The sequence below is a fragment of the Plantibacter sp. T3 genome (genome assembly GCF_902506515.1).
Classification (GTDB): domain Bacteria; phylum Actinomycetota; class Actinomycetes; order Actinomycetales; family Microbacteriaceae; genus Plantibacter; species Plantibacter auratus.
The window spans coordinates 801,537-816,492 of the sequence record NZ_LR733286.1 but is presented as its reverse complement, the minus strand read 5'-3'; the positions used below and the strand labels follow the sequence as shown (position 1 = coordinate 816,492).

Here is a 14,956-nt window from a genome sequence, read left to right as displayed (position 1 = left end):
CCAACCGAAGGACACACCCCCATGACCGACCGCACCGCCATCTCCACCACCGACGCCCCGGCTCCCGCGCACACCTTCTCCCAGGGCGTCCGCAAGGGCAACTTCGTCCAGGTCTCCGGCCAGGGCCCCGTCGACCCCGCGACGAACGAGTACCTGTTCCCGGGCGACGTCGCCGCGCAGACCACCCGCACGCTGCAGAACGTCGAGGCGATCCTCGCGGCCGGCGGCGCGACCTTCGACGACGTCATGATGCTGCGCGTCTACCTCACCAAGCGCGAGGACTTCGCGATCATGAACGACGCCTACGGTGAGTTCGTCGGTTCGCGCGTGAAGGGCGGCGTCCTGCCCTCCCGCACCACGGTCTTCACGGGCCTCCCCCGCGAGGAGATGCTCGTCGAGATCGACGCCATCGCGATCGTCGACTGACGCACGGACACGCCTCGCCGGAGGCTGGTAGCGTGGTGCGCCATAGCGCCTAGGGTTCCGGAGCGACAGCTCGACGGGTCCGAGCGGCGCCACGGTCGGCGGCCAGCCGACGACCGTCATCTGACAGGATAAAAGCCCGGAGGACCCTGATCGTCGCGCCCGCGAGGATCGGAAGGGTCTCACGTGTCTCTGCTCGCCGTCACCATCGTCCTCGCCGCCGCAGTCTGCCATGCGGCGTGGAACATCATCGCCCACGGCGTCAGCCGGATCGGCATGCCCTTCCTCTGGTGGGGCGCCGTGGCGAGCACCGTGCTGTGGGCGATCGTCGTCCCCTTCACCGGCGGTCTCGGTACGGACGACCTCGCCGGCTTCGCCATCGGCGTCGTCGTCTCCGCCGTGCTGCACTACGTCTACATGCTCGTGCTGCAACGCGGCTACGCCAGCGGACGCCTCTCCACCGTCTACGCCACGGCGCGCGGCACCGGCCCGACGATCAGCGTGATCATCGCCGTCCTCGTCCTCGGCGAGCGCCCATCGCTGCTCGCGCTCCTCGGCGTCGCGGCGATCGTCGTCGGCGTCGTCGCGATCGGGTTCGTCGACCGCGGGAGCGACCCGGCACCGGTCGCCGTCGACGTACGCGCCACGCGACGACGCATCGACCCTGCAGTCGCCTTCGGACTCCTCACCGGGGTCGCGATCGCGGCCTACACGATCTGGGACGCGCACGCCGTCCGCACGTGGGGCGCCTCGCCCGTCGCGTTCATGGTCGGCTGCACCGCGGTCGAGGTCGTGCTGTTCTCCGGGTCACTCGGGCGCCGCGCACGCGAGCTGCCGACGGTCCTGCGCGCCCACTGGCCGCGCATCCTCGCTTTCGGGGTGCTCTCGCCGATGTCGTACATCCTCGTGCTCGTCGCCATCACCATGGCACCGGTCGCGCTCGTCGCGCCGATGCGCGAGGTGAGCGTCATCCTCGTCAGCCTGTTCGGCGCGCTCGTGCTCCGCGAGGGACGACCCGTGCGCCGGATCGCCGCGGCGACCGTCGTCGTGATCGGCGTCGCCCTCCTCGCGGGCTGACCATGTTTCGAGGCATTCGTGAGCGCGCCCCTGTGACGTGAGCGCGGGCCTCCGGAGGGGCGCACTCACGCCACAGGGGCGCGGTCGGGTCAGCGCACCGCGCTGGCCGCAGGGATCACCAGTCGTGGACGGTGCCGTCGGCGAGACGGTTGTAGGGCAGGTAGGCGCGCTGGTACGGGTACTTGCCCGCCTCGTCGACGTCCAACTCGACACCCAGCCCCGGTGCTTCTCCCGGGTGCAGCATGCCGCTCTCCCAGGTGTACGACTGCTGGAACACGGCGTCGGTCTTCTCGCCGTGCTTCATGTACTCCTGGATGCCGAAGTTGTGGATCGACAAGCCGAGGTGCATCGCGGCGGCCATCCCCACCGGCGAGATGTCCGTCGGCCCGTGCATGCCCGACTTGATCTGATACTGCGAGGCGTAGTCGAGCACCTTCTTCAGATGCGTGATCCCGCCAGTGTGCGTGACCGCGCTGCGGACGTAGTCGATCAGCTGCTCCCGGATGATCTGCTGGTAGTCCCACACCGTGTTGAAGATCTCCCCGATCGCCAGCGGCGTCGTCGTGTGCTGCCGCACGAGACGCAACGCCTCCGGGTTCTCCGCCGGCGTGCAGTCCTCCAACCAGAACAGGTCGTAGGGTTCGAGGCTCTTGCCGAGCTTCGCGGCCTGGATCGGCGTCATCCGGTGGTGCCCGTCGTGCAGCAACGGCAGGTCCGGCCCGAACTCGTTCCGCACCGCCTCGAACACCGTCGGCAGGTGACGCAGGTACGACCGGGTGTCCCAGTCCTCCTCGTTCGGCAGGCCACCGCGCTGCGCCGGCTCGTGGTCGTAGCGGACACCGGTGTTGCCCTCGAACGTGGCGTTGGAGGCGATCCCGTAGATCGACTTCAGCCCCGGCACCGCCGTCTGGATTCGGATGGCCTTGTAGCCCTGCGCCTGGTGTTCGCGCACGCTGTCGAACAGCTCCTCGTTCGTCTTCCCCGACGCGTGCCCGTAGGCGAGCAGCCCCGTCCGGGACGCCCCGCCCAGCAGCTGGTACACCGGCATGCCCGCAGCCTTGCCCTTGATGTCCCACAGCGCCATGTCGACCGCCGCGATCGCCGCCATCGTCACCGGACCCCGCCGCCAGTACGCCGAGCGGTACAGGAACTGCCAGGTGTCCTCGATCCGCGACGCATCGCGCCCGAGCAGCAGCGGGACGACGTGCTCGGTCAGATACGCCACCACCGCCAGCTCGCGCCCGTTCAGCGTCGCGTCCCCGAGGCCGGTCAGGCCGTCGTCGGTCGTGAGCTTCAACGTCACGAAGTTCCGGTCGGGACTCGTGACGATGACCTCGGCCTTGTCGATGTTCATGGGTACTACTCCTTCGTGCGTTGCGGCCGATGTGGCCGGGGTGGTTCCGACGGACTGCGGGTCGGCTGCAGCGGCGGGTGTCAGGGGTTCCGTGGGCGTCCGGTCAGCTCGTCGACCAGGTGCTCCAGCTCGGTGACGAGCGTGGAACCGTCATCCGTCTCCGAGTCGAGGAGGCGGGGATCGATCAGGCGCACGAGCGCCGCGGTCCGCTCCCGGCCGTGGAACCGGAGTGCCTCGGCGACCGCGGCACCGCTCGCATCGCCCGGGCGGTCGTCGCTCTCTACAGCCGCCACCCACGCGGCGATCACGCGCAAGGCCCCGGTTCCCGGCCGACCGGCGGCCCGTTCCGCGAGGAGGGTCGACACGATCCGCACTCGCAGCTTGGTGACCCCCTCGAGGGCGATCTGCTGCAACCGGTGCTCGATGCGCGCGTTGTCGAAGCGCTCCAGGAGTGCGGTGCGATACGCCGTCAGCCCGAGGTCGTCAGGCAGGTGGCGCTCCGTCTCGTCCCAGTACTCCTCGACCCAGGCCCGGCACTGCTCGTCACCGACCGCCTCGGCGACCGTCGCATGACCGCGCAGCGGGCCCGCGTAGGCGAGGAGGCTGTGGGCGCCATTGAGCAGCCGCAGTTTGCGTTGCTCGTAGGGCTTGAGGTCGTCGACGAACCGGGCACCCGCGGACTCCCACGCCGGTCGCCCGGCGGGGAAGTCGCCGCTCAGCACCCAGTCGGTGAAGGGCTCGGTGACGACGGGGCTGGCATCAGCGAATCCGGTGAGCGTCGCGGCCGTCGCTTCGTCGGCAGGCGTGGGACGCGGCGTGATGCGGTCGACCGAGGACGAGACGAACGAGACCTCGTCGGCGATCCACCGAGCGGTCTCCGGGCGGACCCGGTCGGCAAGGGCGAGCATCGCACGACGGACGAGCGCACCGCCGTCGGCGATGTTGTCGCACGGCACGATCGCGATCGGACCGGCCCCGGCGCGACGACGGGCTTCGAGGCCGAGGAGCAGTCTGCCGAGCGTCGTCGTCGGTCGGGCATCGCGGAGTTCCGCCCCGCCGTCCAAGGCGTCCGACAGCAGCGTGACGTCCCGCTCGACCGCCGGATCCGACGCGTCCGGCTTGCCCTCGGCATCGAGCCGGTACCCGGACTCGGTGACGGTGAGGGTGACGATGGCGGTGGTCTCAGCGGCGAGGAGGTCATGGAGCCGTGCGACGTCGGCGCCGTCCCGCGCCTCGACGATCGAACCGACGATCGTGGCCGAGTCGCCGTCCGCCGAGCGCTCGACGACCGTGTAGAGGCAGTCCTGGGCGTCCAGGTCGACTGCGGCCTGCGGGCTCCGGCCGGTGAAGGCGGCGATGCCCCACTCGTGATCGGGGTCGACGAGCTGGGTGTACCAGGCCTGGTGGGCACGGTGGAAGGCGCCGAGTCCGAGGTGGACGATCCGGACCGGTGCCGATGGGAACTCGGGCAGCCGCGCGCGGGACAGACGCTGGACCGCCTGCTCCCCCGGCGCTCCGGCAGCGCTGTCCACGTTCGTCACGGTGCTCACAGCTTGAACACCCGTCGCGGCTGCTCGACGACGAGGTCGAGGATGATGCGTTCGGCCGTCGCCTCGTCGATGCGCCCCTCCCGCACGAGTCGCGCGAGGAAGGAGGCGTCGAGGCGCCGGGACATGTCGTGTCGGGCGGGGATCGAGAGGAACGCCCGCGTGTCGTCGATGAACCCCGATCCGCGTGAGAATCCTGCCGTCTCCGTCACGGCGGACCGGAAGCGCAGGACGGCGTCGGGCGCGTCGAGGAACCACCACGGCGCGCCGATGAAGACACTCGGGTAGAACCCGGCGAGCGGCGCGATCTCCCGCGAGTAGCTCGTCTCGTCGACGCTGAAGAGGACGAGGTGGAACCCCGGAGCCGTGCCGAAGCGCTCCAGCAGCGGACGCAGGGGGCGGACGTAGTCGGTGCGGACCGGGAGGTCGTGCCCGGTGTCCGGTCCGAAGCGGGCGAGCGTCGGCGCGTGGTGGTTGCGGTGGACGCCGGGGTGGACCGTCATGACGAGGCCGTCCTCGACGCTCATCCGGGCACTCTCGAACAGCATGTGCGCGGCGAACCGTTCAAGGTCCGCGGCGTCGGCGGTCCCCGACAGCGCGCGGTCGAACAGCGCTGCGGCGTCCGCCTCCTCCAGTTCGAGCGTGAGTGGCTGCGGGACACCGTGGTCGGCCGACACCGCCCCGTGCTCGATGAAGTGGCGACGGCGCCCGGCGAGCGCCTCGAGATAGCCGCGGTAGCTGCCCTCCGGCGTCCCGTTCCAGGCGGCGAGCGAAGCGACTCGCTCCACCCACCCGGCCTTCGACGGATCGAGGTACGCGTCAGGCCGGAAGGTCGGCAGGACGCGCCCGCTGAAGGTGGGGTCCGCCGCGAGGGCGGCATGCGCGGCGAGGTCGTCCATCGGGTCGTCGGTGGTCGCGAGCACCTCGATGCGGAAGCGGTCGAACAGCGCACGCGGACGGAACGCCGGCGCTTGGAGCGCCTCCTGGATCGTGTCGAAGAGCCGGTCGGCGTTCGCTCCGTCCGGCTGCTCCGTGACACCGAACTGCTCACCGAGGATCGAGCTCAGCCAGTACCCGGAGGCGGTGCCGGCGTACAGGTGCCAGTGCTCGCAGAAGCGTCGCCAGGCATCCCGCGGCGCGGCGACGGCACCACCCTCCGCGAGGTCGGGCACGCCGACGTCCGCGAGGGAGAACCCGGCGGCGTGCAGCAGGCGGGTGACGTAGTGGTCGTGCCGGAGGAACAGCTCGGTGGCGTTCGCGAACGGGGTGTCCTCGACGAGGATCGCCGGATCCACGTGCCCGTGCGGCGAGATGATCGGCAGGGCCTCGACCGAGCGGTAGAGCGCCCTGGCGACGTCGCGCGTCCCCGGGTCGGCGGGGAGGAGGCGGTCTGGATCGTTCTGCAGCGTCGTCGGCACGCCTCCATTGAAACGGTGAGGTCTCCGTCTGTCAACCGATTGCCACATCCTGCTGGCAATCGCTTGCCGGAACGCCGACCGTCTGCGAGACTGATCCCGCTTCCGACCGGAACCGTCGTGGTCCAGGACCACTGGAACGCGTCAGCGACGCGAGGAGCAGACCCGGCTATCACAGGAGATTGCAGTGGCAAGCAGCGTTCGTATCGACATCGCGACCGCCCAGCGGCACCCGCTCACGGGGTACGGCGTGATCGTCCCCTCCGAACGCATCCCCGGTGCGTTCGCGTCCGGAGCCGACTACGCGGAACCGACCATCGTCGGCAACCTCGTCGTCGCCGACGGAGCCGGGTGGACGCGCCACCCCGACTACGACGTGAGCGTCCGACGCGGCTCGTTCGCCATCCTGTTCCCCGGCGACCTGTCACTCGCCGACCCCGGCTTCCCGGCGGAACGCGTCACCGCGTACCTCGACGCCGTCATGCCGATCATCGGTTCGGTCTCGGAGCCCGGCGCGAAGATCGTGTTCGGAAGCGGGACGGCGCGCACCATCCCCACCGGGGTGGACGTCGCGGCCGCCCGCGCGAGGTTCGCAGAGGTCGTCGTCGAGACGCGCGACGCGGCGGAGCGGAACGGACTGCAGATCGTCCTCGAGCCGCTGAACCGTGACGAGACGAACCTGCTCAACTCGCTCGAGGAGACGGTCGCCTTCCTCGACGAGTTCGAGATCGACCGCGTGCCCGTCGTCGCCGACCTCTTCCACATCATGCTGGAGAAGGAGCCGTTCGCCGTCATCCAGGCCCTCGGCGCCCGCATCGGACACGCCCACATCGCCGATGCCGGACGACGGCCGCCCGGCCAGGGCGACTGGCCACTCGCCGAATTCATCACGGCCCTCCGAGACGGCGGCTACGACGGCCCCATCACCGTCGAGTGCCTCTTCGAGGACTTCGAACCGGAGCTCGAGGCCGCCCTCGCGCACCTCCGTCAGCTCGCCTGAGCCGGCACGGACACCGACGCACCCCACGCACAGAACTGGAGCGAACCCCCGCATGTCCCGACCGCACCGCATCGCCATCGCCGGCGCCGGCATCATCTCGAAGCAGCACGGCATCGTCATCGACCAGTTGCGCGACGAGCTGGAACTCGTCGCCGTCGCCGACCCGGAGCTCGCGAAGGCGGAGGCCCTCGTCGCCGAGCGCGGCGGACGCGCGTTCACGACCCTCACGGAGGCGCTGGCGCAGACCGACCCCGACATCGTCGTCGTCTGCACGCCCACCGGTCTGCACGCCGACCTCGCCATCGAGGCGCTCGAGGCCGGCAAGCACGTCATCATCGAGAAGCCGGCCGACGTCACCGTCTCGCGGACGGACGACATCATCGCCGCCCAGGAGCGCGCCGGTACCGTCGTGACCGTCATCTCCCAGCACCGCTTCGACCCGTCGACGGAGATCGTCCTCGCCGCCGCCGAACGCGGAGACCTCGGGCGCATCACCTCGGGCATCGCATCGGTCGACTGGTGGCGCGGGCAGAGCTACTACGACTCCGGCGACTGGCGCGGCACCTGGGCGCTCGACGGCGGCGGCGCGCTCATGAACCAGGGCGTGCACACGGTCGACCTGCTGGTCGCCCTCCTCGGACGTCCCGTCGAGGTCTTCGGGTACACCGCGCTCCTCGCCCACGAGCGCATCGAGACCGAGGACGTCGCGGTGGGTGTCGTCCGCTTCGCATCCGGCGCGCTCGGCGTCATCCACGGCTCGACGGCCGTCTACCCGGGCCTCGTCGCGCGGCTGCAGGTCCACGGTGACCGCGGCTCCGCGGTCATCGAGAACGACCAGCTGACGTACTTCCACTCCACCCCCGCGGGGATGGAGCGCGCCGAGGCCTTCTTCGGCTCGCAGGGCAAGGACACGAACCAGGCGGCGCAGTTCGCCGACGAGACGCAGGCGGGCTCGAGCGTCGCCGGACAGATGTCGGACGCGCACCTGCGCCAGTACCGGAACGTCCTCGCCGCGATCCGCGGGGAGGATTCGCTCCGCGTGACGCTGGCCGAGAACCGCCAGGCGATCTCGATCATCACCGGTCTCTACGAATCCGCACGCACGGGCCAGCCGGTCCGCCTCGACGCCGCTGCGGCGGTGTCACGATGAGCGCCCAGCGGTCGAACCGGGTGGCGGCGAACCCCATCCCGTACTGGAGTGCGCGCGGCAAGACCCGCGAGGTGTTCGAGGAGGCCTTCGCCGACTTCCAGCGCATCGGGTTCACCGCGGTGAAGGCCGACATCCCCGAGGGCATGACCGCCGACGAGTACCGCACGTGGATCGGCGGCTACGGCCTCGCACCGTCGCTCAGCCTGTTCAGCAGCCCGTTCGACGAGACGGTCGACCTGGCGGAGGTCCTCGAGGCGGCGAAGGCGTTCGGGGCGGCGCAGGCCTCCCTCGGACTCGACCGGACGATGATCTCCTCGATGGCGATCCCGGCGCGCATGGCGACGCCGGCGATCGGCGCCGACTTCTCCCAGGAGCGCCTCGACCTGGCCATCGAGAACGCCGGCCGGACCTGCGAGGTCCTGCTCGCCGAGGGGATCCGCCCCCTGCACCACTCGCACGTCGGTGGTGTCTTCGAGACCGAGCACGAGATCCGCAGTCTGCTCGACACCCTCGGACCGGACCTCATCGGGTTCGGGCCCGACACCGGACATCTTCGCTGGGCGGGAGCGGACCCGGTCGCGATGATCACCGACTACCGCGACCGCGTCGGCGGCATCCACATCAAGGACGTCTACGTCGATCACCTCGACGGCGCAGCGGACGGCGCGCTGAGCTACCACGAGACGTCGCAGACGAAGCGGCTGTGGGCGGAACCCGGGCTCGGTGTGCTCGACTTCGACGCGATCGTCGCGGCGATGCCCGCGGACTACGACGGGGACTACATGATCGAGGTCGACTTCCCGAGCGTCGAGAGCGTCTACGAGTCGCACCGCCTGTCGTACGAATGGGCCAGCCACGCACTCGATGTCGCGACCCGCTGACCAGGCCGGCCTGAGCCCGCACGCCGAGGCCGCGGCAGTACGATGGCTCAGGTCGCCGAGGGCGGCGATCGAGAGGAGCGGGCCCCATGAGCACCTCTGACGCATCCGCGGAGACGGTCGCTCCCGAGCCCGGAACGCCCGAACCCACGGCAGGGGCCGCGAAGACGAAACGTGCCGCGACGATCTACGACATCGCACAGCTCGCCGGCGTCAACCCGTCGACCGTTTCGCGGGCGCTGAGCCGCCCTGGCCGCATCAACGAGAAGACGGCGCAGAAGATCCACGACGCCGCCAAGCAGCTCAACTACGTCGCGAACCCCGCCGCCCGAGCGCTCCCCACCGGGCGCACCGGCACGCTCGGCCTCATCGTCGCCGACATCACGAACCCGATGTTCTTCGACGTCGTCCGCGGCGCGGAGCGTGAGGCCGCCGAGCGCAACTACACGCTCGTGCTCGCGGAGTTCAAGGAGTCGGCGGAGATGGAGCTGCTGACCGCCAGGCGGCTCATGCCGTCGGTCGACGGTCTCATCCTCGCGACCTCGAGGCTTCTGCCCGACGACGTGCGCGCGCTGGGCCAGGAGAAGCCCGTCGTCGTGATCAACCGTCAGGTCGACGACGTCGACAGCATCGTCGCCGACATCGACCCGGGCCTCACCGCGGCGATCGACCATCTCGCCGAGCTCGGGCACCGGAGGCTCGCGTTCGTCTCCGGCCCCGGTCGGTCCTGGATGTCGCGGCATCGGTGGAGCCGGACACGGGAGCTGTGCGCGGAGCGCGGCATCGAGACGGTGCGGGTTCCGTCGACGCAGCCCGACATGGCCGCAGGCAGGGCGGCAGCCACCGCTGTGCTCGAGACGGGTGCCACCGCGGTCCTCGCGTACAACGACCTCCTGGCCATCGGCATCATGCTGGAGCTGCGCTCACGTGGTGTCGAGATGCCCACCCAGCTGAGCCTCATCGGCTTCGACGACATCTTCGGTTCGGACTTCACGACACCGGCACTCACCTCGATCCGCAGCCCGCACATCGCCTCCGGCTCCTACGCCGTGCAGACCCTCTTCGCGCACCTCGGGGGCACCGCCGTCCCGACCATCACCGACCTCGCGACCACGCTCATCATGCGCGAGTCGACCGCTCCGCCGCCGGCTACGGACTGAGTCGGGGCGTCACCCAGCCCTTCGACAGGCTCAGGGACCGACCGCGGGGTACGCTCGATCCGATGATCGAGCTGAGCCCGCACCGGACGGCGTGGGCGACGGCGTTCCGACACGAGGCGGCGCGACTCTCGGACGTCCTCGACGGACGTATCGACGCGATCGAGCACATCGGGAGCACCGCCGTCCCTGGTCTCGTCGCCAAGCCGATCATCGACCTCGCCGCGAGAGCGATGGCAGGCGTCGACCCGTTCGCCCTCGGACCGCTCCTGGCCGGGCTCGGGTACGAGCCGAACGCCGCGGGACCGAAGACGCATGCCGTGTACGTCCGCTCAGAGCGAGCCCGTCGCACGCACATCCTCCACATGTTCGGCCCAGACGCGTGGGAGCACTGCAACCAGCGGCTGTTCCGAGACAAGCTACTGCACGACGCATCCGCTCGGCGCCGGTATCAGGAGCTCAAGCTGGAGCTCGCCAGGACCGACGAGGGCCGCGCCTACACGGCGGCGAAACTCCCGCTCATCGAAGCGCTGCTGAACGAGGAACGCACCGCGCGGGGCCTGCCGCCGACCGAGGCCTGGGACAAGTAGGGCCGCCCCTCGCGTGGTCCTCAGGCGACGAGCTCGATCTCGACGCGCGCGCCGAGCGGCAGCCCGACGACCGCGACCGTGGTGCGCGCAGGGTAGGGCGCCGAGAAGACCGTCTCGTAGACGCGGTTCATCGCGGCGAAATCGGCCATGTCGACGAGGTACACGTTCACCTTCACGACATCGCCGAAGCCTCGACCGGCGGCCGTCAGCACCGACTCGAGGTTGGCGAACACCCGCTCGGTCTGTGCCGCGACGTCGCCCTCGACGAGGGTTCCGGTCGAGGGGTCGATGGGCGTCTGCCCCGAAAGGTGGAGTGCCCCGCTCGGGCAGGACGCCGCATGCGAGTACGGCCCGACGGGTTCGGGCGCGTGCGGGTCGGTCACGGTGGATCGGGTCATGGCCTCAGCCTAGGGAACGCGGGCGGGTTCCGATGGTGTTCGACGAGGCCAGCGTCGCACTCGGGTACTCGCCGAAGCGTCGCGAGTACCCGGCGGCGAACCGCCCCAGATGACCGAACCCCCACCGACGGGCGACGTCACCGACCGTCGTCCGTCCGGGGTCGGCGTCCCGCAGGTCGTCGCGGACGCGGTCGAGCCGGACCGCGCGGAGGTAGTCGGCCGGTGTCACGTCGAACTCCCGGCGGAACGCCGACTGCAGACTGCGGAGGCTCATGCCGGCCGCCGCTGCGACGTCCTCGGTGCGGATCGGCAGATGAGCGTTCGCGACGAGGTACTCCACCGCGGTCCGCGTCCGAGCGCTGGCGGTGACGGCCACCTCGGTCGGCGGCCGGAGCGCGAGGTGCGGGAACGTCTCGAGCAACGACACCGCGGCCGCTCGCCTGGCCTCCGCGCGCAGGAGCGCCGGGCTGTCGTCGTCGTAGACCACCCCTGCGACGGCCGCGACGGAGGCGTTCCATCGGTGGAGTCCCGCGCCCGACGGGCGGAACGTCGTGTCGAACCGGATCGGACCCACCGACCCCTCGGTCTCCCCCGCGACACCCTCGAGATAGGCGCCGCCGAAGTGCATCATGTTGAGCCGGTAGTCGATGAGGTCGAACTGCGCGGGGCGGTCGTTGGCGAACATCGCCGGCTGCCCGTGCAGGAACTTCATCGGCGAGCCGAGCAGGTCTGAGACGCCTTCGCCACGCGTCATCCAGGAGACCACGTACTCACCCTGGGTGAACGACGCACCCGTGATCCGTCCCTCGACCTGCGAGGCACGGAGGGAGAGGTCGTCGTCGCCGGTGGAGGTGAAGCGGTATCCGAACTCGGCGGCGGTCGGCTCGACCGTCATCCCGCCGATCCGGTAGGCCTCGCGGTAGAGCTCGCGAGCGTCGTCGACGTCGCTCCCCGCGGCCTCGAACCGCTCCGCGGACCCTGGTTTCGCGCTCATCCTGCTCAGAATCCCACGACTGTGCCAAAGCTCCACTTCCGGGCGGTCGGCGTTCGTTTATCGGATAACGCCGGATCGCCGCCGAGCGCCAGGCGTCACCCGATGTACGAGGTGTCGGAGCGGGCCTCTCCCGCCACGACGGCAGTCAGGTCGACCTCGCGGCCGTCGAGGCGGAACGTGAACCGCCCCGTCTGTTCGACCGTCGGCGTCTCCGTGAGGTACTGGCGGAGTTCGGCGCGTTCGCTCTCGTGCAGCCAGACCACCGGGTCGGAGGTCGACTTGAACTCGAGGATGGCGGCGACGTCTTGGAGCATGCGACGTTCGACGGGGTCGAGGAGGTTCCGAGCGCTGCGGAAGTAGACGGCGTCGGGGTCGACCTCGTAGACGTCCTTCAGCCAGACGCGGTTGACGGAGTCGACGATGGAGTTCCAGGCCCCGACGCCCGACGGATCGCCGACCCGTTCGGCGTTGTCCCAGAACGGACCGACATCCGGCCCCACGCGCGCGCCGTCGAACACCCCGATGGACGGGATCATCGGGACGCCGCAGCCGAGCAGGTACACGTCGTCGCCGACGGTCTCCCTGATGAACGAGATCGCGTCCCGGTAGGCGGTCTCACGGTGGACGTCCTGGTGCCGCCGCCCGGTGACGGCGCCCGCGTACATGAAGTCGAGCTTGAGGTAGCTGAAGCCCCACCCGGTGACGCGCTCGAAGACCTCGCGGAGGTGGTCCTGCACCTCCCGCTGGGTGGTGTCGAGCGAGTAGTAGTGGGAGTTCCAGTTGTAGCCGGTCGCAAGCGCTCGGCCGGCGTCGTCCTGCACGAGGAGGTCGGGGCGCTCCCGCGCGATCGTGGAGTCGGGAAGCGCGATCATCGGGGCGAGCCAGAGCCCCGGGCGGAACCCGGCTTCGGCGATGCGACCGGCGGTCGCCTGCATGCCCGACGGGAAGTCCGGGCCGGCCGTCCAGTCGCCCACGACCGGCTCCCAGCCGTCATCGAGCTGGAACACGTCGAAGGGGTACCCGGTGAGATCGGCCACGGTGCGGGCGACCAGCCCCTCGTCGATTCCCTCGTAGTAGGAGTACCAACTGCTCCAGACGCGACCGGCGCGCTGCGAGCGCCGCCCGAGCCGTTCGGACAGGATCGCCGCGTAGTCGGCGAAGGCCTGCTGCTCCGGTCCGAACGTGACGAACCACTCGGCTTCGTCGGTCTCGCTCCGCGCCCAGATCGTGTTGCGGTCGGCACCGACCCGGGGATTGCCGAGCCCGAGGGTTCCGATGAGCAGTACGGTGCCGTCCGGTCCGGCGATGGCACCGACACCACTGCCGGAGTGGAGGTGCGGGGTCTCGTTGACCGCGTCGTCGGCGGTGAGCAGCCGGTCGGCGCTGTTCTTGATGCCGATGGTCTCGCCGTCGGTGGTGGTCCACCCGCTCGGGCTCCACGAGTTCCAGCCGTGCCGGTAGAAGCCGGTGTCGCCGAAGGGGTGGAGCAGCGCGACCGGGCCGGCGGGCACGACGAACCCCGTGCTCGTGGCGGTCGGTTCGCCGGCGAGGTTCGCGGGGATGCGGAGGTCACCGAAGGTGAAGGTGTGCAGCATGGCCGGCTTTCTGTGTGGGTGGGCGCGCGCTCGGCGTCGACGTGGGATTCCCGACTGCCGCCGCGGGGCTGCCGCGGGTAGAGTCGGGGAGGCGGAGTTAATACTGCAACGTGCCGTGAAAAGTCGCAAGAGGGGAATGGGAATGCCTCGAGAGGCGATGGTGGAGCCGTCCGGCGGATCGATGGGCAGTCGGTCGTTGCTCCGGAGGATGAACTCGCTCGGTGTGCTGCGCGCCCTGCTCCCGCAGTCACTCACCCTGCGGGAGCTGGCGGACGCGTCCGGGCTGTCTCGCACGGCCATCGACGCGATCGTGACGGATCTCGTCGACATGGGCTGGCTCGAATCCGTCGAACGCGCCTCGGCGTCCCGGATCGGCAGACCCGCCACCGCTTTCAGCGTGCGGGCCGGACTCGGCCACCTCCTGTCGCTCGACATCGGCGCGAACCACATCCACGCCGTCGTGACCGACCTCGCCGGTGCCGTCCTGGGCCAGCGCACGGCTCGCCTCCCAGAGGACACGGGCGCGACCGAGCGCATCACCCTGGCGCTGGCGACCGGCGATGCGGTGCTCAGCACCCTCGACCTCACCCGCGGGTCGGTGTGGATCGTCGCCGTGGGATCCCCGGGCGCGATCGGTCGGGACGGCGAGGTGCTGCACTTCGGCGGGACGGGACTCCCGGACTGGGTCGGGTTGAACCTGCGCGAGCGGTTCGAGCGGGAGTTCGACGGAGCCGTCCTGGTGGAGGGCGACGTCGCGCTCGGTGCCCGCGCGGAACTGACCGTCGGCGCGGCACAGGGCCACCGCGACGTCGTCTACCTCCTCTGCGGCGTGCGCACCAGCGCCGCCTCCATCGTCGACGGGAAGGTGCATCGCGGCGTGCACGGTGCGGCAGGGATCGTCGGCGAGATGCCCGAACTCCGGTGGTCCCGCCTGAACGAGCGGTACGGCGAGTCGGTCCTCGGCTCACCACGGCCGTCCCGCGAGGAGATCTTCGACGCGGCTCGCGCCGGTGATCGGATCGCCCTGACGGCGATGGACGAGTTCGCGGACGACCTGGCCACCGGCGCGGCGGCCATGGTCCTCGCACTCGATCCGGAACTCCTCGTGGTCGGCGGCGGCAGTGCTCCGGGCGCGGACGTCTTCCTGCCGCGTTTCATCCGCACCCTCGGCGAGATCTGCCCGCTGCCACCGGACGTGGTCGTCTCCTCGCTGGGTTCGGAGGCGGTGGCGATGGGTGGCGTGAGCCTGGCGTCCCAGCACCTCGACACCGTCCTGCAGACGGCCGTCCGAGACGTGGAGCGGTTCCCCGACCCGGACGGAGCGCAGCTGCTCGTCAAGCGGACCGCAGCGTCCTGAGCCGTCACAGCCCGCGGCGGG

14 protein-coding genes are annotated in these 14,956 nt (G+C 70.4%); 8 read left to right on the top strand and 6 right to left on the bottom strand.

The window, feature by feature from the left end:
- Positions 1-21: 21 nt before the first annotated feature.
- Both GV015_RS04005 and GV015_RS04000 read left to right on the top strand, forming a co-directional pair.
- Positions 22-426: a RidA family protein gene (locus GV015_RS04005; protein WP_159876739.1), complete on the top strand. Its 405-nt coding sequence runs from the start codon at positions 22-24 to the stop codon at positions 424-426.
- A gap of 183 nt (positions 427-609) precedes the next feature.
- The gene (locus tag GV015_RS04000) at positions 610-1,500 is read left to right on the top strand and encodes an EamA family transporter (protein ID WP_159876737.1); all 891 of its coding nucleotides are present in this window, start codon (positions 610-612) and stop codon (positions 1,498-1,500) included.
- A gap of 115 nt (positions 1,501-1,615) precedes the next feature.
- On the opposite strand, the gene manD is transcribed toward GV015_RS04000, so the two are convergent.
- The 3 genes from manD to uxaC form a co-directional block, all read right to left on the bottom strand.
- A complete protein-coding gene (manD, locus tag GV015_RS03995; protein WP_159876735.1) occupies positions 1,616-2,854 on the bottom strand; it encodes a D-mannonate dehydratase ManD in 1,239 nt (412 codons plus the stop codon).
- An 80-nt stretch (positions 2,855-2,934) separates the two neighbouring features.
- Positions 2,935-4,395: a mannitol dehydrogenase family protein gene (locus GV015_RS03990; protein WP_236555320.1), complete on the bottom strand. Its 1,461-nt coding sequence runs from the start codon at positions 4,393-4,395 to the stop codon at positions 2,935-2,937.
- Positions 4,396-4,400: 5 nt separating this feature from the next.
- Positions 4,401-5,819, bottom strand: a complete 1,419-nt coding sequence (gene uxaC, locus GV015_RS03985) for a glucuronate isomerase (protein ID WP_159876733.1) — start codon at positions 5,817-5,819, stop codon at positions 4,401-4,403.
- 184 nt (positions 5,820-6,003) lie between these two features.
- On the opposite strand from uxaC, the gene GV015_RS03980 reads away from it, so the two are divergent.
- The 5 genes from GV015_RS03980 (at position 6,004) to GV015_RS03960 (ending at position 10,591) form a co-directional block, all read left to right on the top strand.
- Positions 6,004-6,816, top strand: a complete 813-nt coding sequence (locus tag GV015_RS03980) for a sugar phosphate isomerase/epimerase (RefSeq protein WP_159876731.1) — start codon at positions 6,004-6,006, stop codon at positions 6,814-6,816.
- A 52-nt stretch (positions 6,817-6,868) separates the two neighbouring features.
- Positions 6,869-7,966: a Gfo/Idh/MocA family protein gene (locus GV015_RS03975; RefSeq protein ID WP_159876729.1), complete on the top strand. Its 1,098-nt coding sequence runs from the start codon at positions 6,869-6,871 to the stop codon at positions 7,964-7,966.
- The gene (locus GV015_RS03970; protein WP_159876727.1) at positions 7,963-8,847 is read left to right on the top strand and encodes a sugar phosphate isomerase/epimerase; all 885 of its coding nucleotides are present in this window, start codon (positions 7,963-7,965) and stop codon (positions 8,845-8,847) included. Before GV015_RS03975 ends, GV015_RS03970 begins: the two co-directional genes overlap by 4 nt.
- 86 nt (positions 8,848-8,933) lie before the next feature.
- Positions 8,934-10,004, top strand: coding sequence for a LacI family DNA-binding transcriptional regulator (locus tag GV015_RS03965; RefSeq protein WP_159876725.1), 1,071 nt, complete (start codon positions 8,934-8,936; stop codon positions 10,002-10,004).
- Positions 10,005-10,066: 62 nt separating this feature from the next.
- The gene (locus GV015_RS03960) at positions 10,067-10,591 is read left to right on the top strand and encodes a GrpB family protein (RefSeq protein WP_159876723.1); all 525 of its coding nucleotides are present in this window, start codon (positions 10,067-10,069) and stop codon (positions 10,589-10,591) included.
- Positions 10,592-10,611: 20 nt separating this feature from the next.
- Here the strand turns inward: GV015_RS03960 and GV015_RS03955 are convergent, their stop codons facing one another.
- From GV015_RS03955 to GV015_RS03945, 3 genes are all read right to left on the bottom strand, one after another.
- Positions 10,612-10,989 carry a RidA family protein gene (locus tag GV015_RS03955; protein WP_159876721.1) on the bottom strand — a complete coding sequence of 126 codons (378 nt, stop codon included), beginning with the start codon at positions 10,987-10,989 and terminating at the stop codon, positions 10,612-10,614.
- 4 nt (positions 10,990-10,993) lie between these two features.
- Entirely contained in the window at positions 10,994-11,983 is a 990-nt protein-coding gene (locus GV015_RS03950) for a helix-turn-helix transcriptional regulator (protein ID WP_159876719.1), read from the bottom strand.
- 95 nt (positions 11,984-12,078) lie between these two features.
- Positions 12,079-13,578, bottom strand: a complete 1,500-nt coding sequence (locus GV015_RS03945; RefSeq protein WP_159876717.1) for a glycoside hydrolase family 36 protein — start codon at positions 13,576-13,578, stop codon at positions 12,079-12,081.
- Between the two features lie 142 nt (positions 13,579-13,720).
- Here GV015_RS03945 and GV015_RS03940 point away from each other — a divergent pair, with 142 nt between their 5' ends.
- The gene (locus tag GV015_RS03940; protein WP_236555319.1) at positions 13,721-14,935 is read left to right on the top strand and encodes an ROK family transcriptional regulator; all 1,215 of its coding nucleotides are present in this window, start codon (positions 13,721-13,723) and stop codon (positions 14,933-14,935) included.
- Positions 14,936-14,956 lie beyond the last annotated feature (21 nt).

Excerpts from the sequence above, each read along its gene's own strand:
- GV015_RS03940 (WP_236555319.1), top strand. The coding sequence starts at position 13,721 with ATGCCTCGAGAGGCGATGGTGGAGCCGTCCGGCGGATCGATGGGCAGT.
- GV015_RS04005 (WP_159876739.1), top strand. The coding sequence starts at position 22 with ATGACCGACCGCACCGCCATCTCCACCACCGACGCCCCGGCTCCCGCG.
- GV015_RS03945 (WP_159876717.1), bottom strand. The coding sequence starts at position 13,578 with ATGCTGCACACCTTCACCTTCGGTGACCTCCGCATCCCCGCGAACCTC.
- GV015_RS03975 (WP_159876729.1), top strand. The coding sequence starts at position 6,869 with ATGTCCCGACCGCACCGCATCGCCATCGCCGGCGCCGGCATCATCTCG.
- GV015_RS03955 (WP_159876721.1), bottom strand. The coding sequence starts at position 10,989 with ATGACCCGATCCACCGTGACCGACCCGCACGCGCCCGAACCCGTCGGG.
- GV015_RS03960 (WP_159876723.1), top strand. The coding sequence starts at position 10,067 with ATGATCGAGCTGAGCCCGCACCGGACGGCGTGGGCGACGGCGTTCCGA.
- manD (WP_159876735.1), bottom strand. The coding sequence starts at position 2,854 with ATGAACATCGACAAGGCCGAGGTCATCGTCACGAGTCCCGACCGGAAC.
- GV015_RS03970 (WP_159876727.1), top strand. The coding sequence starts at position 7,963 with ATGAGCGCCCAGCGGTCGAACCGGGTGGCGGCGAACCCCATCCCGTAC.
- GV015_RS03965 (WP_159876725.1), top strand. The coding sequence starts at position 8,934 with ATGAGCACCTCTGACGCATCCGCGGAGACGGTCGCTCCCGAGCCCGGA.
- GV015_RS03950 (WP_159876719.1), bottom strand. The coding sequence starts at position 11,983 with ATGAGCGCGAAACCAGGGTCCGCGGAGCGGTTCGAGGCCGCGGGGAGC.